Consider the following 21391-nt stretch of genomic DNA (forward strand, 5'->3'; position numbering starts at 1 on the left):
AAAGGAAAAATATGAAATTAAGCATAGTAATACTAGCAGCTGGTTTTGGCACTAGAATGAATAGTAATTTAGCAAAACCTTTGCATACAATTTGTGGGAAATCTTTAATTAAAATTATTATTGAAAATGCTTTGCAACTTAGTGATGATATAACTTTGATTTTACATCATCAAGCAGACGCTATAAAAGAGCATTTAAAAGATTATTCTAATTTAAAATATATATATCAAGATATGCAAAATCATAAAGGCACAGGCGGGGCTTTAATAAATTATGAGCCAAAATACGAAGAAGCGTTGATTTTAAATGCTGATATGCCTTTAATCACACAAAATAGTCTAAAAATTATAGCTAATACAAATTCTAAAATAGTTTTAAGCACTTTTAATAAATATAGTGCTAATTCTTACGGAAGAGTGATTAAAGAAAACGATAAAATAAGTAAAATTGTAGAAACAAAAGATGCAAACAATGAAGAATTAAAATGCACTTTATGTAATGCAGGAATTTATAAAATAAGTAAAGATATATTAAAAACTTACATTCCTAAGCTAAATAACAACAACGCTCAAAAAGAATATTATCTAACTGATATTATCAAAATGGCTATAGATGATAAAATAAGCGTTAGCGAATGCACCTTTGATGAGATTGAGTTTTTAGGCATTAATAATAAATTAGATTTAGAACAAGCCGAGCAAATTATGCAAAAAAGAATAAAAGATGAATTGCTTATAAATGGCGTTGTTATGCATAATAAAGATAGTATTTTCATAGAGCTTGATACACAAATTAGTAATGATTGTGAGATTGAAAGTGGAGTTGTGATTAAGGCAAATTCTATTATAAAAAGCTCAAAAATCTTAGCAAATAGCGTTATAGAAAATAGTGAGATAATTAATTCAAGCATAGGGCCAATGGCTAGAATTCGTCCAAAATGCGTTATTAAAGATAGTAAAATCGGTAATTTCGTAGAATGCAAAAATGCAAAATTAGAAAATGTAAAAGCTGGGCATTTAGCTTATTTAGGAGATTGTGAGATTAGTAGTGGTGTAAATATTGGCTGTGGTGTGATAATTTGTAATTACGATGGCAAAAACAAGCACCTAAGCAAAATCGGTAAAAATGTCTTCATAGGCTCAAACTCAAACCTAATAGCACCAATTAACATACCTAGCGATACTTTAATTGCAGCAGGTAGCACGATTAGCAATAAAGACGCTGCTAAATTAAAAGCAAAAGATTTATTTATAGAGCGTAATAAAGGCGTGATTTTTAATAATTTTAAGGATTTTTAATGAAAGTATTATTATGTGTTAGTGGAAGTATTAGCTTTTATAAAAGCTTTGAATTAATTTCTATGTTTAAAGAAGAAGGAATTAAAGTAAAAGCTTTATTAAGTGATGGGGCTTTGAAATTCGTAAATAAATTAGCTTATGAAGCATTATGCGAGAGCGTTTTAACAAGTGAGAATGAAAGCTGGGAAAATGATAAAAATCACATAATGTTTTCAAAAGATTGTGATGCTGTTGTATTTGCTCCTGCTAGTGTTAATTCAATAAATAAACTAGCTAATGGAGTTTGTGATAATGTATTTTTAAGCACCTTAATTGCTTCAAACAAACCACTAATAATAGCACCTGCAGCAAATACTAATATGTATTTAGCAAGTCAAACACAAAAAAGCTTAGAATATTTAAAGAGTTTAGGTATAAAAATAGTAAAGCCAATTAGCAAAACCTTAGCTTGTAAAGAATTTGGCATAGGAGCTTTAGCTAATACAAAAGATATTTTTCTAGCAACTTTAAGAGAAATTTATAAAGATAAATTCTATATGGGAAAAAATATTTTAATAACAGGTGGCGGCACTCGTGAGAGCATTGATTTAGTAAGAAATATAGGAAATTATTCAAGTGGAACTATGTCAGATGCACTAGCTAAACAAGCTTATTTAAGGGGTGCAAATGTGGTGTATTTAAAGGCTAGATGTGATGAGATTAAAAATGAAAATTTCACACAATTAAGCTACGATACAAGTGCTGAATTAAAAGCCTTAATGCAAGATTATAAAGAATTTGATTATTTATTTATGTGTGCTGCAGTTAGTGATTTTATCCCTATCAAACAAGAAAGAAAAATAAAAAGAGATGAATTTGATGAAGAATTTAATATCAAAATAAGACCTAATGATGATTTATTAGCTACTTTTAATTTTTCGGGTAAAAAAATCGGCTTTAAACTAGAGTGTGATGAAAAAACTGCCTATGATAATGCAAAAAAAGCTTTAGTAAATAAAGGTTTAAGCTTATTATGTCTTAATATTTTAGGAGAACATACTCAATTTGGCTCAAGTAAAAACGAAATATTTTTCTGTGATTATTCAGGCATTAGCGAAGGGTATTTTGATACTAAAGAAAACTTAGCAAAAATTATTTTTGATAGAGTAAAAGCTGATGTTTAATGATGTTTTGCCAATTAAATTTAAAGTAATTGATAAATTAATGTTTAATCGCTACAAATTATTAATTGGTAAAAAAGAATTAACCACAAAATCAAACATTAATTTAGAGCCAAACACTTATTATTTAGCTGAAATTTATGATAGTTTAGTCTTTAAAAATCTTCAAGCTGATAAGGTTTTTGCCTATATTGATTATGATTGTTTTGAGTTATTAAAAATCGCTTTTAGAGATGATTTTAAATACACGCTAATTAATTCATTAATCCAAACAAATCAAAAATCAGATTATGAATGCTATAAAACAATGCTTTTTGCTTTGAATGAAGATATTTTATATTTACCTTGTTTGCTTGAAGGAAAACCTATATTAATTGAATATAGAAAGAAAAAAAATGAATTAGCAATTTATTATGATGTTTTTGCTAAATTAAGCCTTTTTTTAAATGATAATAAAATATTAACTAGCTTTTCTAAGGTTCAAAAAATCTGCTTTGAATATTCGCAAAATGTAGAATTGACTACTTATAAAGATGATTTTTTTAGCCTTAGTTATAAAGGAAATTTATGAACGAGTTAAATCATTTAGCAATCATTATGGATGGTAATGGTAGATGGGCTAAAAATCAAGGTTTATTAAGAAGTTTCGGGCATAAAGCAGGTGCAAAAACTATTGAAAGATTGGTAAAAGCTTGTATTGAAGAAGGCGTTTTAGAGCTTAGTTTATTTGCATTTTCTACCGAAAATTGGAAAAGACCTAAAGAAGAAATTGAGTTTATTTTCAAATTACTTAAAGAATACTTATCTAGTGAATTAAACAATTTTATAAAAAATGAAATTAGATTTAAAAGCTTTGGAGATATTAGTGTTCTTGATTTGGATACTAAGAATTTAATTAATGAGTTTGAAGAAAAAACTAAAAATTACTCAAGAATTATTTTTAATCTAGGCATAAATTACGGCGGAAAAGATGAGATTTTAAGAGCTTTTAAAAAATTAAAAGCAAGTGATGAAGAAATAGATGAAAATAATTTTAATAAATATTTAGATATTAAAAACAATGTTGATTTATTGATTAGAACGGGCGGACATTTTAGGATTTCAAATTTCTTACTTTGGCAATGTGCTTATGCAGAGTTTGTTTTTACCCCTACTTTATTTCCTGATTTTAAAGAAGATGAATTAAAAGAAATTATTAAAAATTATAGAATTTGTAAAAGGAATTTCGGTGGAGTTTAGTATTTTGGTTTTTATATTTGGGCTTGTTTTTGGCTCGTTTTTAAATGTATTGATTTTAAGACTACCTGAGAGAAAAAGTGTTTTTTATCCGCCAAGTTCTTGTGGAAGCTGTAATAACAAATTGAAATTCTATCACAATATCCCTATTATTTCTTGGCTAGTTTTAGGTGGTAAATGTGGGTTTTGTAAAAGCAAAATAAGCATTCAGTATCCATTAATTGAGCTAATTGTTGGCTTTATATTTTTATATTGCATAGATATTAATAGTTTAGAAAATCTTGCTTATTCTATTTGCTTAGCATTATCATTTAGCTTATTATTTGCACTTTGCATTATTGATGTTCGCTACCTTGCTGTGCCTAGCTTTACTTTAATGCTAACTTTGATTTTTGCTCTAATTTATACTCATTCAATAAGTAGTTTTAAAGATGCTTTAATCTTTGCAGGTGGTGCGTATTTGCTAAAATCTTTAATAGAGAGCATAATGAATGCAAAGGCAAAAAGCGATGATGAATGTATTCAAGTAATGGGCGAAGCTGATATTGAAATAATGGCATTAATTGGAGCCTTATTAGGAATTAAACTTGGTTTTGTGGCTATATTTTTAGGAGCTGTTGTGAGTTTGCCTGTTTTTATGTATCTAAGAATAAAAGGCAAGGAAAACATACAAGTTCCTTTCATACCATTTTTAAGCATAGGACTTGCTTTAGTATGGTTTTTCCCTAGCGTTGGGCAATTTTGTTTAGATTATGTGCAATGATTAAAAAATATTTATTTAGACAATTCATAGGCTCTTTTTTATCAATATTTTTAACGCTATTTTTAGTAAGCTCTATCATTGTCTTATTTCAAATAGCAAAAATTACTTCTTATATAGAATTAAGCTTATATGAATTATTTAAATTATATTCTCTTATGAGTGTAAAACTCATCATTTTTACTACTCCTATTAGCTTTTTTATTACCTGTTTTATGTGTATTCTAAGATTATCTAAAGAAAACGAAATAATTATGCTTTTTTCTCTAGGATTAAACCCTAGAAAAATAGCTAATTTTATTAGCTTTTTAGCCTTTATAGTAAGTTTGGTTTTATTAGTAATTAGCATAGTTTTAATGCCGCTTAGTTTTTCTTTATATGATAATTTTATTGATTATAAAAAAGCCTTTTCTAAAATTAATCTTAAAAATGCTAATTTTGGTCAAAAATTAGGAGATTATATATATTTTGCAGATGAATTAGAGAATGGAATTTATAAAAATATTGTTTTGTATTTGCCAAAAACAAATTCTAAAAACGAACAAATATTATTAGCTAATCAAGGAACAATCCTAAACGAAGATAATAAAATCACATTTAATTTAGACAATGTAATGTTGTATAATTTCAAGCAAAATACAGAAATTGCAAAGATTAAAAACCTTAGCTTTAGCACCTTAATTAATTCAAAAATTACTAATATTCAATCATTTAAAGACTATTGGAAAGATTATAAAACCCCTTCAAAATCAAAAGAATTAGTAATCTATATCCTACTTAGCCTACTTCCTATTGCAAGTGTTCATTACGCACTAGCATTTAGCATTATTAGCTCAAGGTATGAAAAAAGCCACGAGTATTTAGCTATGCTTGTGTTTTTGATAATTTATCTAGTTCCTATGATGATGTTTTTAAATTATCATTTTTATACTATTACTTTTGTATTTTTCACTTCGCTAATAATTTCTAAGATTTGCTTTAGGAAAAAGATTTTATCAAGGTATTAAATGTTTTCAACTCTTAAGATTTTTAATAAAAATATGATTATTTTAAGAGATGATTTATTAGGCGAAATTAATGGCAATAAAGCAAGAAAATTAGATATATTTAAAGACTTAAAACTCCCTTATAAACACATAATCTGCTATGGCTCAAGTCAATCAAATGCTATGCAAGCACTAGCACTCTGGACTAAAAATAATAATTATAATTTTTCTTTTGTATGTGCTAGAAGATGCGAAATTAGTGGGAATTTAAAAAGTGCATTAGAAAATAACGCTGTGATTTATTATGCGAATAATCCTAAAAAATTTGCAAAAACTTTGCATAAAAATGATAATAATAGCTTTTTAATTAGCGAAGGTGTTTGTGAAGATTATGCTAGATTTGGCTTTTATAAAATGGCAAAAGAAATAGCAAAAATTGTAAATGAATTAGATTGTGATGTAGTATTAGCAAGTGGGACTTATACAAGTGCGATTTATCTTGAAAAATATCTAAGCACACTCTCAAATGCTAGAGTTTTTACAGCATCTTGCGTAAATGCTAATGAATATTTTGTAAAACAAATAAACAAACTTAATCCAAATTCCAAGCTAAAATTATTAAAAACTGCTAGAAAATATCATTTTGCAAATCTTTATGAAGAGCTATTTATATTAACAAAAAATATTAGTGATATTGAGTTTGATTTGCTTTATGATAGCGTTTGCTTAAAGGCAATTTATGAAAACCTTGATGAACTAAAAGAAAATATCTTATACATTCATCAAGGCGGATTAATTGGTTCTAAGAATTTAGAACTTCGTTATAATAAAAAATATAATCTCATAAATTAAAATTTCTTATTCTTAGCACCAAAGTGGCAAAGTAAAGAAAACACAATACACATAATACAAGCAAATAAAAGCATATATAAACCTGCATTCCAACCAAAAGCATCAACCATAGCACCTAAAAGCATAGTTCCTAAAGAAGCTCCTACGACATAGCTCATAAACCCACGAAGACCAACGCAAGAACCTACAGCAAAAGCAGGAACAACTTCCATAGTTTGAACACTTGCTAAAAATTGTGGCACATATACTAAACACCCAGCTGCTGCTGCAAAAAATATAGTGTAGTAAATATTATCGCTCGTAAAATATCCAATAATCATAAAAAATATTATACAAACAGCAAGAATTGCAGGTGGCATTCTATATCCTTTAAATAATCTATCAGATATAATTCCTGCTAACATTGTTGATGGAATTGCAGCCCATTCAAAGAATAAAAACGCTGTATGCATTTGCTCTTTACTAAAGCCTTTTACAGATAAAAGATAAATAGGAAGCCAATTTATCAACCCAAATCTAATCATATAAACAAAAGTATCCATCCAAGCAACATACCAAGCATTAGGGTTTTTTAGAACATATTTAACAAATATTTCTTTACTACTTAAATCAGTAGTTGAAGCTGAGTTTTTAATATCTTCTTCATAACCTCTTAATTTATTAATCTCGTTTAATTCTTTTAACCCTTCATTTTTAGGATTACCCTTAACAGCGTATAAAACATAAACACTAATTAACAAGGCTAAAATTGCTGGGACATAAAAGTGATTTACTTTCCAATAAGTAGCATTAAAATCAGCCGCAGCAATCCCTAATACAGGAGATAATATTAAAACAGATTTAGAAATAATTGGAGCTACCAAACCCCCTCCAATATTATGGCTTATATTCCAAATAGCAGTATAAATTCCTCTTTCTTTTTTAGGATACCAATTAGCAAGAGTAATAAAACTAGGTCCAACGCCCATTCCTTGAAAAACTCCAAGTGCAATAACAGCACCTACATAAGCATATAAAGCATTGCAAAAGCCTAATAATACATTAATTAACGCACATAAAATAAGACCTAAAGCCATATATCTTTTTGGGTCAGCCTTATCACTTAAAGCACTCATAACGCCTTTACTAATACCATAAGCAATTAACATAGAACCAGTAATTAAACCTATATCAGAATTATTTACTGCTAAATCAGTCTTAATTAATGGAGTAGATAGGGTAATATTGTTTCTTACTAAATAATATCCCATATAACCAACAAACACACCACTTAACGAAAGTTTTCTATACTTATAATAAGTGCTTAGCAACTCATCATCTTTAACCACCCTATCCTTTTTGACAGGTCTTAAAAAAGAAATCATCTTTAATCCTTTAAATAAAATAATAGTAATTTTATTTAAAGTTGTTTTAAAATAGTATTAATTATTGAGCTATATAAAGAATAATTTTTATTTTTACAATATTAATGAATATATAGCGATAAACCTGAAAGCATAGCTATAGTTTTTAACACAATAATACTTTTATAATATGCAAGTATTGATAACATAAAAATATGTAATAGAGTAGAACATTTGTTATTTTTTATGTAATAGAGTAGAACATTTTTTTATCTACTATATTACATATTATTGTTGGATACAAAGAGCTTTATGTAATAGAGTAGAACATTTTTTTATCTACTATATTACATATTATTGTTGGATACAAAGAGCTTTATGTAATAGAGTAGAACATTTTTTTATCTACTATATTACATACTATTGTTGGATACAAAGAGCTTTATGTAATAGAGTAGAACATTTTTTATTTTTTATGTAATAGAGTAGAACATTTTTTTATCTACTATATTACATACTATTGTTGGATACAAAGAGCTTTATGTAATAGAGTAGAACATTTTTTATCTACTATATTACATACTATTGTTGGATACAAATAGCTTTATGTAATAGAGTAGAACATTTTTTATTTTTTATGTAATAGAGTAGAACATTTTTTATCTACTATATTACATACTATTGTTGGATACAAAGAGCTTTATGTAATAGAGTAGAACATTTTTTATTTTTTATGTAATAGAGTAGAACATTTTTTATCTACTATATTACATACTATTGTTGGATACAAAGAGCTTTATGTAATAGAGTAGAACATTTTTTATTTTTTATGTAATAGAGTAGAACATTTTTTATTTTTTATGTAATAGAGTAGAACATTTTTTATCTACTATATTACATATTATTGTTGGATACAAAGAGTTTTATGTAATACATTGGTGGTTTAAAGAAAAGTTTATTATATATTATTAATAACCAAAATTTTAAAGATTATAGAATTTATTTATAAAAATTATATCAATGAATTTAATAGCATAAAGCCTAGTATTAAAGAATTACTCAAGAGAGAAAAATTATAAAATGTTTAATCAATACATAGCAAAATCTTATAAAAATAAATTATTTTCATAATATATATTTTAATTGTTTTACTTTGTAATTAATGTTTTATGATGTATAAATTATAAGTGCAAAATATAATGATTTTACTTTATTATGAAAGCTAAAATTAATTGATTAAATTATCTAATTAGTATGAAAATTTTATTTTAAATTGTTTTAATATAAGAACATTTGTTTTTAAGATTTTAAAATTAATTATATTTATAAGTATTAAATGCCTAAAAATAGGCATTTAATTAAGCTTTTATATCTACTACATTGCCGCCTAATTCAGCTATTTTATCATCTATAGCTTTTACAGCGCGTTCAATTGTAGCATTTGCAATATCAGCATATCCTTTGCTAAAACCACCTAAAGTCTTATCAGCGTCTTTAAAACCACGCATAATTCCTTCACGACCTGCTTTTAGCTTTTCAATATCATCTCCAGCACCAGCTAGAACAAAACCAGCTATTCTATCGCCAGTTTGCTTACTACCCCAATAGCCATCTTCGCTAATTAATTCTTTAGCTTTTGCAGGAGTTAAGTTTTGTAAATTCTCAAAACCATCACCTAATTTACCTAAAGTTCCAAGAAAAGTATTAAGTTGCATTTCATTTTTTGAAAAACTAAATATGCTTCCTTGAGTATTAAATTGAGAAAAGCTAATTTGCATACTTTGTGCTATATAAGCATTTGTAATATCCTTACCACTAATACTGCTTAAATCCCTATCTCCTAAGTCAATGCCTATATTTTTTAAATTATCTTTTATAGCATTTCTTGCATCATCTTGAGTTTTTACACTTTTTGGTAAGCCACTCGTAAAACCTGAATTACTAACAGAACCTACATTCATAATCTTCTCCTTTTAAATATAGTCTTTTTTATATCGGCTAAATAATAAATTTATTTAATTTTTTAATAAAAATAAATTTATTTTAAATAATTTAATACTAAATTTGCAAAATACTTACTAGCTAGTAGCAATACTTCATCGTTGAAATTATATTCTGGATGATGAAGATTTGCACTATCTCCATTATTTATAAAAGCATATGTTCCTTTAACCTCATCTAAAAATGCAGAAAAGTCTTCGCTACCCATTAAATGCGGGTGTTCAAACTCGCATTCATCTTCACCAAAACTCTCAATCGCAGCAAGTCTTGCTAACTCATGTGCTTCATCATTATTGATAGTAGCTTTTATATTTTCAGCTCTTTTTACTATAGCTTTTATATTAAAAGCATTTGCTAAGTTTGTTGCTAATTCTTTAATTCTTGTATCAATAAATTCAAGCTCTTGATTGCTAAGACCTCTTACATTTATCATAACACTAGCTTCATTTGGGATTATATTAAATGCTTTTGTAGTTCCTGCTAGAAAGCCTGTAACATTTACAACGCTATCTTTTAATTCTAAAGATTTAAAAGCATATAAAGCATTTACAAAATTATTTGCAACGCTTATTGGGTCTTTGCATAAATGTGGAGCCGATGCGTGTCCGCCTAAGCCTATAAAATCTACTTTATAAGCACTTACACCTGCCATCATTACGCCTTTTTTCATAAAGAATTTCTTATTTTCATAGCCTTTCATCTGTGAAATTGGCATATTATGAATTCCATAAATATAATCAACCTTAAAGCGTTCTAAAACTCCATCTTTTATCATTCTCATAGCACCGCTTAACATTTCATTATCACAACATTCTTCAGCAGGTTGAAAAAATAAATTAAGAGTTCCATTAAAATTAGCACTTGCTAAATACTTAGCAGCCATTAATAATCCTGCCGTATGCCCATCATGTCCGCAAGCGTGCATACAGCCATTCTTACTAGCATAATCAAGTCCTGTGCATTCTTCTATACTAAGTGCATCCATATCAGCTCTAAGACCTATGCTTTTAGTAGAATTTCCTTTCTTTAATACTCCTACAACACCCGTTTTTCCTATGCCTTCATAAACTTCATAACCAAATTCTTTTAGTTTATTTGCAACTAATTTTGCGGTATTAAACTCATTAAATCCTAGCTCTGGATTTGCGTGTATGTTATGTCTTAACTCTATAAATTCTTTATGTAAATTATTTAATTCTTTCATTAGTAATACACCTTATTTTCTTTTAAAAAGCTTCTTAAATCTTCGTATTCGCTATTGGTTAAAAATCTATATTTTTTAGGCTTTAACACACCCAAATCAACCCTACCAAAAGCAACCCTTTTAAGCTCCACTACTTCTAAATCAAATTCAGCAAAAAAGCGTCTTAATTCTCTATTTTTACCTTCATCAATAATCACTCTTAGTTTTGTATATCCGCCACTACTTCCAAAAATCTCATATTCTAAAAAAGGCTTTAGACTAAGATTGGTAATTTTGCTTTTTGGGTGTGCTCCTTTTAAGCTATTTACAATCTCAAGTCCATTTTCCATAGCATTGATTACATCTTTACTTATAGTTCCTTTAATTTTTAAGTAATATTCACGCTCTAAGTTACTTTGCATTAAAAAATCAGCTATTACAGGACTATCTACTAATAAAAGTATGCCCGTTGATGAAAAATCAAGCCTTCCAACAGGATTAAAATGTCTAAAATCTCTTGGCAAATTATCATATATCAAGGCTCTTCCACGCTCATCTTTATGGCTTACTAATTCGCCTTTATCTTTATGATATACGATGACGCTAAATTCACTTTTTTTATAAATTCTTTTACCTTTTACAAAAACTTTATCATCAATTCCAACTTCACTCCAGTCTTCTAAGCAAACTTTGTTATTAATCTTTACTAAGCCTTCTTTTATTAATTTGTCAGCTTCTTTTCTTGAATACTTGCTATTGTGTGCTATAAATTTATTAAGTCTCATCACTCATCCAATAATTGTAATAATCCTATTATTTTTTCATTCTCAAGAACTACTAAAATTGATATTTTGTTTTCTTTCATATAAGAAAACGCCTTATGTGCTAAAACTGATTTTTCTATGGTTTTAGGATTTTTACTAGCATATTCTAAGGCTAATTGCTCTAAAGAAAAATCATCCTTAGCCATAGCTCTTCTTAAATCCCCATCACTTAAAAATCCAACTAATTTTTCATTATCAACTAATAAAGCACAACCAAAACTTGCCTTGCTCATACAAATAATAGCGTCTTTCAAACTAGCATTTTTGCTTATTATCGGTAGATTGTTTTTATGCATTAAATCACTAACTTTTACATAATACTTTTTACCTAATGCTCCACCTGGATGATTTATACCAAAATCACTAACACTAAAATCTTTTAAATTAATAACACAAGCTAAAAGCGCATCAGCTAAAGCTAGAGTTAGAGTAGTTGAGCTAGTAGGTGCTGGTAGATTTGTGATTGCTTCATTGCAATTTGTAGCAATATTGAAACTACAAGCATTTGCTAATGGAGAATTGCTTTGAGAAATGCTAATTAAAGTAGCGTTTCTATCATTTAAAAATGGTAATATTTTTAACACTTCTTCGCTTTTACCACTAAAAGAAATTAAAATTACCACATCATCTTTACAAATATTTCCTAAATCTCCGTGCATTAACTCACTAGCATGAATAAAAAATGACCTTACCCCACAACTAGCAAACGAAGCTGCAATTTTGCGTCCAACGATACCACTTTTACCAACTCCAACAATGATTAAATTCCCTTTGCATTCGCTAATTATCTTAGCAACTTCACAAAAACTCTCATCTAAAGAATTTGACGCTTCTTCTAAAGCGAAGGCTTCTCGCTTTAGAATGTTTTTTGCAATTTCTAGCATATTTTATCCTTAATGAATATTTAATAATAAATACGGATATTTTTTATATTTTTTGAAAAAATACTTCTTAAGTGCATTTCTTAGTGCTGGTTCAAATGCCTTTTTATCCTTTAATAAAGTATCTTTTGCATCAGCTATAAATAATTTAATATAATTGCTAACATCAGTTGCAAAATCTTGAGCTAGTTTATTTGATACTAAACCAAAATTGATTATATGTGCGTGATTTAGTGTCCTTGCACCCATATTAATATGAAGATTAAGCTGCACTATTCCATGCTCTGCAAGATTTTTTCTAGTATTTAATAAATCATCATGCACTTCTCTATCTACTTGATTATCTATATAAGTTTTACCTGTTTTAACGGTTTTTAATCTTCTTAATTTATTCCAGCTAATCTCCATTTGATCGCCGTTATTTAATAAATATATATTTTTTTCATTCACACCACAAGCAATTGCACTAGCTTTGTGCTTACTAATATGAGAATACTCTCCATGCACAGGCAAGAAATATTTAGGTTTTACAAGTCTTAAGATTAGCTTTTGTTCTTCACTTGCTGCATGACCGCTTACATGAATTTCGCTAAATTCTTGATAAGCAACACTTGCTCCATGACGCATTAATAAATCAATTACACCTGATACACTTGCTTCATTACCAGGAATTGCTTTAGCACTTATAATTACTTGATCATTAGGCTTAATTTTTACATGTTTGTGTTCGCTTGTAGCCATTCTATATAATGCACTCATACTCTCACCTTGTGAGCCTGTAGTTACTATTAATATCTCTTCATCAGGATATTTATCAAGCTCATCAGCACTTATAAAAATCTTTTTATCAAATTTTAAATATCCAAGCTCAATTGCTGTAAATAGATTTCTTTCCATAGAACGACCTATAATACAAACTTTTCTATTATATACAAGTGCGTGTGTGATTGCTTGATGGATTCTGTGAATGTTTGAGCTAAATGTGCTCATAATCACACGACCTTTGCATCTTGAATAAATCAAATCAAAAGTCCCACCAACGGTGCTTTCACTCTTAGTTACACCTTCGCGGTAACTATTAGTACTATCGCTAAATAAACATAAAACACCTTTTTCGCCATAATAAGCTAAACGATGTAAATCACTAGCATAACCATCTATTGGAGTATGGTCAATCTTAAAATCTCCCGTATGAATAATAGTTCCAGCAGGAGTATTTATAGCTAATGCACAGCTATCTATAATACTATGAGTTATATGCATAAACTCAACTTTAAAAGAGCCAATTTCATAAATTTGTCTTTTTGTAATTGGTCTAAATAATTTGCATTTATCTTTAAGCCCGTGTTCGCTAAATTTATTTGAAATCATTCCAAGTGGAAGCGGCGTAGCATAAATCGGAAAATCAAATTCTTTATAAAAATAAGGCATTGCTCCAATATGATCTTCGTGAGCGTGAGTGATAAGAACAGCTTTTACTTTATCTTTTATCTTTCTAATATAAGAAAAATCAGGAACTACAATATCAACACCTAAGGTATCAGCATCAGGAAAGCTCATTCCAACATCAATAATAATAGCTTCATCTTCATACTCAATTACGCTCATATTTCCACCAATAGCACCAAGTCCGCCTAATGGAGTAAATTTAACACTTGCATTACCTTTGTAATTTATCCAAGGATATAGCCTTTTTTCTTGAGCTTTTTCGTTTTCTTTCATTGATTCAGCTAAGGCTTTTTGCCAATCTAAATCACCTTTTAAAGAAGCTGGTAAGATTTTTTTCTTACGCTTTTTTTTCTTTTTAGCTTTTTTATCGTCAATTTCTTCTTCTAATTCTTCTAAAAGTTCATCTTCGTTTTCAGCGTTTTCATAACTTCTTGCTACTTTTGTTTTTTCTAAATCTTCAATATTCATTTTCATCCTTTAGTAATTTAAAAAGTTCTAAGAATGATTTAACAGATATTTCATGAGCTCTTTTGTTTTCATCAATTTCTAGCTTATCTAATGCTTGTTTTACCTTTGTTTTATTTGAAAATGAACTAAGCATTTTTTTTCTTGGTTGATTAAAGGCTATCTTGATAAAAGAATTAAAAGCTTTTAAATCTTTTTTATCCAACAAACTAGGCTTTTTAATAAGCTTAATTACACTAGAATTTACTTTTGGCATAGGAGTGAATGCACTAGGTGGCACTTCACAAACATTAACTTTATCACAAAGTAAATCCGTAATAACACTTAAAGCACAATAATCAATACCAAAAAATCTATCTGCTAATTCTTTTTGAATCATCACAAGCATACCTATGCAGTTATCATCAAATAAAGCATTTATAATAATTTGCGAACTAATATAATACGGCAAATTAGCACATATAAAATAAGGCTCATCGCTAATTTTTACATTCATAACATCAGCATTTATTAGCGTAAAATCTCCACTTAAAATCTCTTTATTAAAACGCTCGTTTAAAATAGGAATTAAACTATCATCTATTTCAAAACTTGTTAATTTAAAACCGCTTTTAAGTATTGGAGCAGTTAAATCACCTAAGCCAGGCCCAATTTCAATTAATTTTGCTTTTAAATCTTTGGGTATCGCTTGGATGATCTGCTGTTTTACTAACTCATCTTTTAAAAAATTTTGTCCGAATTTCTTTTTTGCCTTAATCATTTGGGGAGTATATGAAAAAATATTTAATGTATAGAAAAATTATTTTGAAATTCCTATTTCAAATTCTCAAACAAAAAAATAATAAAAAGTGGGAAATTTAAAATGGTGGTTAGAGGCAGAATCGAACTGCCGACACGCAGATTTTCAGTCTGCTGCTCTACCGACTGAGCTATCCAACCACCGAAGTAAAAGCCGTTATTATATATGATAATTCTTAAATTATGCTTAAATTTTTTCTAATGCGAAAATTTGTTGTTTTAAAAACGAATAATTAAGTATTGAAAGTATAAAAACTACAATACTAGCAATACTTAAAAATGAAATACCTATTTCAAATTCTTGAAAAAATAAAATTATTAAACATAAAATCATTACTAAACAACTAAGACTTATCGCTTTTATTTGTCTTTTTTTAGCCTTATCAAAATTATTTTCATTTTGATTTTTAAATAAAATCACTCTATCAATAGCAACTACAAAATAAGTATTTTCGTAACTTTTTAATTCATCTTGGATTATAAATTCTTTATTTTTATAAAGTAATTTATTATTTTTCACACTATACTCACTTGTAATTAAAGCACTTTTTGCAAGTCTTAAAAAGCTAAACATCTAAATCTTTCATATATTTTATAAACAAATCCCCACGCTCAGCATAAGAACTAAATTCATCTAAACTAGCACACGCAGGACTTAATAATGCTATTTCTTTAGTTGTTAAATCTTTATAAATCATACTTACAGCTTCTTTTAGATTGGTTCTAATTGGGTTTAATCCGTGCTTTTTAGCAATATCGCTAAAATCGCTCTTGCCTATTAAATAAAGCTTTATATTTTTATCTAATTTTGAGAAAAACTCATTTAAATCTTGACCTTTAGCATCTCCACCAGCAATTAAATGTAAAGGCTCTTTAAAACTATTAATAGCAGCAAGTGCAGCTGAAATATTAGTAGCCTTGCTATCATCAATCCAAATTCTATCTTTGCTATCTTTAAAAATCTCAACTCTATGACGACCAATTTTAAACTTAGATATTTTTTCATATTCAATTTTGCCACTAATAATCTTACAAGCAGCCAACGCTAAACACGCATCTAATAAAAACGGCTCATTGTAATTTAATCTAGCTAAATCAATATCAAAAAGTTTAGCTAAATCACTAGAATTCTCATAAAAATATTTAATACAATTTGCACTCTTTAAATACTCTTCATATTTTTTAGGCACAATAATACTTGCTGTTTTATTCATTCTAAAAATTAAATCAAGTTTTGCTTTTTCATAATTATTAAAGCTTCCATGCCAAGAAATATGATCATCACAAATAGGTAATAATACATAAAGCTCAGGTCTTGCAACCTTAGTATAATGAAGGGCAAAAGAGCTCATCTCAAGGACAACTAAAGGTGCTTTAAGATTCATTAATGCAATTGGTTTTCCTATATTTGCTCCTGCTTCAATATTAAGCAAATAAGAAATCATTTCCGTTGTAGTAGTCTTACCATTAGTCCCACTAACCCAAATACTAAGCCCTAAAGCTTCGTTATAAAAATCAATCTCACTTGTTAAATTCTTAGCACTTTTACATAAAATATGATTAGGTGCAATTCCAGGACTAACTACTTCTATGCTACTTTTATCAGGATTAAAATAGCTTGTAGGTAAAAGCTTATTACCAAATTCATCTTCACTACAAACGCTAAATTTATCATCATATATATACCATTCACCCTTTTTATAAGTGCTTGTAATTGCCTTAGCAACATTTCCATATCCAAACATTGATAACATAAAACTCACCTTAATTTAATAGTAATTAACGCTAAAACATTGCAAATAAATGCAATTAGCCAAAATCTAACTATGATTTTATTTTCACTCCAACCAATTTGCTCAAAATGATGATGAATTGGAGCCATTTTGAAAATCCTTTTATGAAATATTTTAAAACTTCCAACTTGTAAAATAACGCTAATAGTCTCAAGAACAAAAACAAAACCTATTAAAATTAATAAAATCTCATTTTTTGAAATTATCGCTAAATATCCAACAATAGCTCCTAATGTAAGTGAACCGCTATCTCCCATAAATACTTGTGCTGGATGACAGTTATACCATAAAAATCCTAGTAAAGCACCAATTAATGCAAGTGCAATTACAACGCATTCTTCACTCCCGCTTACTCTAGGTAACAATAAATAATTAGCATAAACAGCATTTGAGCTAAGATATAAAAACACTGATAATGTAAATAATGAAAACACACTAGGCACACAAGCAAGCCCATCAAGCCCATCAGTTAGATTAATAGCATTTGAGCTAGAAATTAACACCAATACCCAAAATAATAAAGCAAAATACTTCATATCAATTATAGGATATTTATAAAATGGGACAAAAAGTTCTGTGCTAAAATTCCCATATATCATAATAGGTAATATTGTTATTAAAGACGCAATTAACATTAAAATCATTTTAGAGCGTGGTTTTAACCCAGCCTTATTTGCCTTTTTTAATACCTTGCCTAAATCATCAATTATTCCAATAGCACCAAAACAAACAATACACAAAATCGCACTAAAACTATAAACATTAAATGTAGTAAAAACAAGACTAGATAATAAAGCAGCACAAATAAAAACAACCCCACCCATTGTAGGAGTATTAGATTTTTTTTGATGATTTAGTGGTGCATCACTTAAAATTGGCTGATTTGCCCCTACACTCTTTGCCCAAGAAATAAAAAGTGGCATAATAATTAATGTAATAATAAACGATAATAAAAACGCTAAAAAAGCCCTAACGCTAATGTAAGAAAATAAGTTTATATCAAGGTTAAACATTTTTGTTCCTAATAAATTTATAAAAAAGGCAAATATTATAATAAAATTATAAATTTTTAGAGTATTATTTCTCTTTTAACCAATATAAGGAGTTTATATGTTAAATCCAGTTCTAACAATTGCAGGAAGTGATTGCAGTGGTGGTAGCGGACTTGAAGCTGATTTAAAAACCTTTACTATGCATAAAACTTTTGGAATGGCAGTAGTTTTAGGAGTATATGCTGTAAATACTCAAGGAGTTTATGGTGCTTGTGTTATGAATGAAGATATTGTATCGGCTCAATTTGATGCAGTATTTAAAGATATTCCACCAAAAGCACTAAAAACAGGATTAATGGGGGATGCTAATTTAATAAGATTAACTATTGAAAAATTTAAAGAATATAAACCTAAAAATATAGTAATTGACCCTGTTATGTTTGCTAAAAGTGGTTTTAGATTAATAGGAGATGAAGATTTTAAGCTTTATGTAAATGAGTTTATCAAATTCGCTGATATTTTAACGCCTAACAAATTAGAAGCCGAACTTTTATGTGGATTTGAGATTAATTCTAAAGAAAAACTAAAAGATGCTGCTAAAAAATTAATAGACTTAGGTGCTAAAAGCGTGATTGCTAAAGGTGGAAAATATTTTGATTTAGCGATAGATTATTTTTATGATGGAAAAGACTTTTACGAGCTTTACGGCAAACCTTTAAATACCACAAACGATCACGGAGCAGGATGCACTTTAAGTGCTTCTATAGCTGCTAATTTAGCTAATGGACTTTCTAAACTACAAGCTGTAAAAGATGCTAAATTATATACACAAAATGCAATGGAATTTGCTCCAAACTTAGGAAGTGGCAGAGGCCCATTAAATCATATGTTTAATTTATAAAAAGGCAAAATATATAATTTTGCCTAAAACTTATATCCAAAACCCATTCTAAAAAAATAAGAATTAAATTCTTTAAAAAACTGCTTACTTAAATCAATATCCAAACTTAAACTATCATTTAATAAATACTTAGTTTGTATTCCAAGCTCAAAACTATTAAGATTTTTAAAATATAGATTTTCTTTAGAATATCCATCACTTATAATAAGCAATTTATCCTTGCTTAAGCTTTTAAAATAATTACTATTTAGAGAAAATGCAAAATCATTGTTAAGATATTCTAAAGCAAAACCTAATTTTAAAAAGCAATTATTTTGCCTTTTAAATAAAGCTTTTATATATTCATTTTTATATTTTGTCTTTGGTAAGTATTCAAAAACAAAAGCAATATTTGGCTTATATACAAAATAATTTTCATAACTTAATCCAAATTCTACTTTTGAATTAACGCTAAAATAATCTTTATTTATAATCCCTAAATCATCAAGATTTATCGCAACTTCGTGCTCATTGTATTTAAAATCAGTATTTATATAAAAATTATCAAAATTAAAATTAGCATAAAATCCGCCGCCATAGATTTTATGATTTTTGCTTTCATTATTTAAGCTATATAAAAATAATCCTAAATTATTATAAAAATAATTATATTCATTAGATTTATTTATTTTTATTAGATTTAGCCAATAATTTATATCATTTATATCCCCACTTAAATACTCATAATCTAAATAATCAAACCTTTTGCTATCAAAATTTAATCTTGAAATAGAATAATTTAATAAATCTTCTTTATAGAATTTATTTTTTATATTATTAATTAGCTTTTTATCCACACCAATTTTTGCAATATCGGGATTTTTTGCTGTAATTTTATTTATTGCATTATTTTCTAAATTCTTTTTATATTTATCATCAAATAATTCATTAATATCGCTAATATTTAAAGAGTTAAAATCCCCTATCCCAAGCAAAAAAGCTCCATTTTGCTCTTTTTTTACTATTACTTCTTTATCAAAACCAAAAACACTAAAGCCTTTTATAGTATATACAGCAAAATCTTTACTTAAATCCTTACTACTCCTTGCTAAAAGTAAAGGGAAAAATCCTAAATTATTTTGATAATTTACAATTTTTATATCATTATTTACGCCTTTTATCTCTTCATCAACGACAATAGCCCCACTAAAACCATCATTAAAATAAAGAACAAAATTATTATTATTAGCTTCTAGTGTTTTAGCTCTAAAACCACCATAAATTGATGAAGAATTTAAAATCAAATTATCAAAAATCATATTTTTTGAATTAATTGTAGAATTATTGATTTTCGCATTTTTTACTTTTAATTCTTCATTAGCTAAATTACTATAAGCAATCTCAATATCCCCACCTAAAATATCAGCATTAATAGCAGATGCGTTAGCATAAAAATACGCATTATCGCTTTGAGTAATGGTATTATTAAAAGTAGATTTATAACTTGTAAAAAATCCACTATTATTTATCTTTTCAAAACTAGAATAAATACTATCTACATTTAAAGTATTTTCTAATTGATTTTTAAACTTAAAATTGCTTCCTACTAAATCGCCATTATTAATAACCCTATCATTAAAGGTAATATCATTTCCTATAACCCAGCCATTAATATCATTATCTAATTCTTTATTAAAAGTAGTAATATCACCTAAAATCATACCATCATTATAAGTATTTGCAAAAGTTAAATTCTCTCCAGAAATAGTGCTATTTTGATTATTTTTTAGATTATTTTTAAATTCTAAAAAATCCCCATTGATAGTATCATTATTGATTACTTCGCCAATAAATTCTGCATTATTTACATCCATAACAGCATTATTAATCACTTCATTAAAACTAGCTTTATTATCTATAAAAATATATGAATTATTTTCTAAAGTTGATTTAAATGATAAATTATTTCCAGATATAAGCCCATCAGTATCATTTAAAACATCTCCATTAAAAGTATTGTTATCTCCAAAAATCCAGCCTTCTTGAAAGTTAATAAAATCATAAAAAATATTATCATCTCCATAAATTAAGCCATAATTTTGCATATTAAAAAAATTATTATGATTAGCTTCTATCATTCCATCATATAGATTAAAAAACTCTTGATTTGTAGTAGTATTGGTGCTTAAGAAATATCCATTATTAACAAACATTTGAATATTATGAAATGAGCCTTCAAAAAATCCACCATTATACACCTCATTAAAAGTAGAAAAATTACCACTTAAAGTAGCACCAAAATTATTATTAAAAACACCAGAAAATTGATTTTTATCACTATTTATGACGCCTTCATTATCTATATCTTCATTTGTAATTATCTGATTTGAAATCACTTCATTTTCATTGATAATTAAAGCATTTAAAAAAGTTAAACTAAATAAAAATAACAAATATTTTTTAAACAATATAAACCTTTATATAAAAATA

Annotated in this window: 19 protein-coding genes and 1 tRNA gene; 8 read left to right on the forward strand and 12 right to left on the reverse strand. The window is 27.5% G+C overall.

Annotated elements, in window-relative coordinates:
- Positions 1 to 11 precede the first annotated feature (11 nt).
- From glmU to AVBRAN_RS07770, 7 genes are read left to right on the forward strand one after another with little or no spacing between them, the layout of a single operon-like run.
- Entirely contained in the window at positions 12 to 1298 is a 1287-nt protein-coding gene (gene glmU / locus AVBRAN_RS07740; protein ID WP_239802981.1) for a bifunctional UDP-N-acetylglucosamine diphosphorylase/glucosamine-1-phosphate N-acetyltransferase GlmU, read from the forward strand.
- The gene (gene coaBC, locus AVBRAN_RS07745) at positions 1298 to 2461 is read left to right on the forward strand and encodes a bifunctional phosphopantothenoylcysteine decarboxylase/phosphopantothenate--cysteine ligase CoaBC (protein ID WP_239802982.1); all 1164 of its coding nucleotides are present in this window, start codon (positions 1298 to 1300) and stop codon (positions 2459 to 2461) included. The genes glmU and coaBC overlap by 1 nt, the downstream gene beginning before the upstream one ends.
- Positions 2454 to 3029: a hypothetical protein gene (locus AVBRAN_RS07750; RefSeq protein WP_214117337.1), complete on the forward strand. Its 576-nt coding sequence runs from the start codon at positions 2454 to 2456 to the stop codon at positions 3027 to 3029. The genes coaBC and AVBRAN_RS07750 overlap by 8 nt, the downstream gene beginning before the upstream one ends.
- A complete protein-coding gene (gene uppS / locus AVBRAN_RS07755) occupies positions 3026 to 3697 on the forward strand; it encodes a polyprenyl diphosphate synthase (protein ID WP_239802983.1) in 672 nt (223 codons plus the stop codon). The genes AVBRAN_RS07750 and uppS overlap by 4 nt, the downstream gene beginning before the upstream one ends.
- Complete coding sequence (locus tag AVBRAN_RS07760) at positions 3687 to 4457, forward strand: A24 family peptidase (protein ID WP_239802984.1); 771 nt, start codon at positions 3687 to 3689, stop codon at positions 4455 to 4457. Before uppS ends, AVBRAN_RS07760 begins: the two co-directional genes overlap by 11 nt.
- Positions 4436 to 5461, forward strand: a complete 1026-nt coding sequence (locus AVBRAN_RS07765; protein ID WP_239802985.1) for an LptF/LptG family permease — start codon at positions 4436 to 4438, stop codon at positions 5459 to 5461. Before AVBRAN_RS07760 ends, AVBRAN_RS07765 begins: the two co-directional genes overlap by 22 nt.
- Entirely contained in the window at positions 5462 to 6292 is an 831-nt protein-coding gene (locus AVBRAN_RS07770) for a 1-aminocyclopropane-1-carboxylate deaminase (protein ID WP_239802986.1), read from the forward strand. It begins immediately after the preceding gene.
- On the opposite strand, the gene AVBRAN_RS07775 is transcribed toward AVBRAN_RS07770, so the two are convergent.
- The 11 genes from AVBRAN_RS07775 to mraY form a co-directional block, all read right to left on the reverse strand.
- Entirely contained in the window at positions 6289 to 7656 is a 1368-nt protein-coding gene (locus tag AVBRAN_RS07775; protein ID WP_214149819.1) for an MFS transporter, read from the reverse strand. The genes AVBRAN_RS07770 and AVBRAN_RS07775 overlap by 4 nt on opposite strands.
- A 1337-nt stretch (positions 7657 to 8993) precedes the next feature.
- Positions 8994 to 9596 (reverse strand): hydrogenase-4 component G, encoded by a 603-nt coding sequence (locus tag AVBRAN_RS07780; RefSeq protein ID WP_214117343.1) that lies wholly within the window; start codon positions 9594 to 9596, stop codon positions 8994 to 8996.
- 77 nt (positions 9597 to 9673) lie between these two features.
- Positions 9674 to 10840 carry an amidohydrolase gene (locus AVBRAN_RS07785; protein WP_239802987.1) on the reverse strand — a complete coding sequence of 389 codons (1167 nt, stop codon included), beginning with the start codon at positions 10838 to 10840 and terminating at the stop codon, positions 9674 to 9676.
- The gene (locus AVBRAN_RS07790; RefSeq protein WP_214120204.1) at positions 10840 to 11604 is read right to left on the reverse strand and encodes a pseudouridine synthase; all 765 of its coding nucleotides are present in this window, start codon (positions 11602 to 11604) and stop codon (positions 10840 to 10842) included. Before AVBRAN_RS07790 ends, AVBRAN_RS07785 begins: the two co-directional genes overlap by 1 nt.
- Entirely contained in the window at positions 11604 to 12527 is a 924-nt protein-coding gene (locus tag AVBRAN_RS07795) for a KpsF/GutQ family sugar-phosphate isomerase (RefSeq protein ID WP_214117346.1), read from the reverse strand. Before AVBRAN_RS07795 ends, AVBRAN_RS07790 begins: the two co-directional genes overlap by 1 nt.
- A 9-nt stretch (positions 12528 to 12536) precedes the next feature.
- Positions 12537 to 14441 carry a ribonuclease J gene (locus tag AVBRAN_RS07800; RefSeq protein WP_239802988.1) on the reverse strand — a complete coding sequence of 635 codons (1905 nt, stop codon included), beginning with the start codon at positions 14439 to 14441 and terminating at the stop codon, positions 12537 to 12539.
- Positions 14431 to 15198 carry a 16S rRNA (adenine(1518)-N(6)/adenine(1519)-N(6))-dimethyltransferase RsmA gene (rsmA, locus tag AVBRAN_RS07805; protein WP_214117348.1) on the reverse strand — a complete coding sequence of 256 codons (768 nt, stop codon included), beginning with the start codon at positions 15196 to 15198 and terminating at the stop codon, positions 14431 to 14433. The genes AVBRAN_RS07800 and rsmA overlap by 11 nt, the downstream gene beginning before the upstream one ends.
- Before the next feature lie 103 nt (positions 15199 to 15301).
- Positions 15302 to 15377, reverse strand: a tRNA-Phe gene (locus tag AVBRAN_RS07810).
- Positions 15378 to 15423: 46 nt separating this feature from the next.
- A complete protein-coding gene (locus tag AVBRAN_RS07815) occupies positions 15424 to 15810 on the reverse strand; it encodes a hypothetical protein (RefSeq protein WP_239802989.1) in 387 nt (128 codons plus the stop codon).
- Positions 15803 to 16990 (reverse strand): UDP-N-acetylmuramoyl-L-alanine--D-glutamate ligase, encoded by a 1188-nt coding sequence (gene murD, locus AVBRAN_RS07820; RefSeq protein ID WP_239802990.1) that lies wholly within the window; start codon positions 16988 to 16990, stop codon positions 15803 to 15805. Before murD ends, AVBRAN_RS07815 begins: the two co-directional genes overlap by 8 nt.
- Positions 16991 to 16995: 5 nt before the next feature.
- A complete protein-coding gene (gene mraY / locus AVBRAN_RS07825; RefSeq protein WP_214117351.1) occupies positions 16996 to 18042 on the reverse strand; it encodes a phospho-N-acetylmuramoyl-pentapeptide-transferase in 1047 nt (348 codons plus the stop codon).
- Between the two features lie 97 nt (positions 18043 to 18139).
- Between mraY and thiD the strand changes: the two genes are divergently transcribed.
- Positions 18140 to 18922 (forward strand): bifunctional hydroxymethylpyrimidine kinase/phosphomethylpyrimidine kinase, encoded by a 783-nt coding sequence (gene thiD, locus AVBRAN_RS07830; protein WP_214117352.1) that lies wholly within the window; start codon positions 18140 to 18142, stop codon positions 18920 to 18922.
- 23 nt (positions 18923 to 18945) lie between these two features.
- Here thiD and AVBRAN_RS07835 read toward each other — a convergent pair whose 3' ends face one another.
- On the reverse strand, positions 18946 to 21369 hold the full coding sequence (locus AVBRAN_RS07835) for a hypothetical protein (RefSeq protein ID WP_239802991.1): 2424 nt from the start codon (positions 21367 to 21369) through the stop codon (positions 18946 to 18948).
- Positions 21370 to 21391: the final 22 nt, after the last annotated feature.

The organism is Campylobacter sp. RM12651, assembly GCF_022369475.1.
Classification (GTDB): domain Bacteria; phylum Campylobacterota; class Campylobacteria; order Campylobacterales; family Campylobacteraceae; genus Campylobacter_E.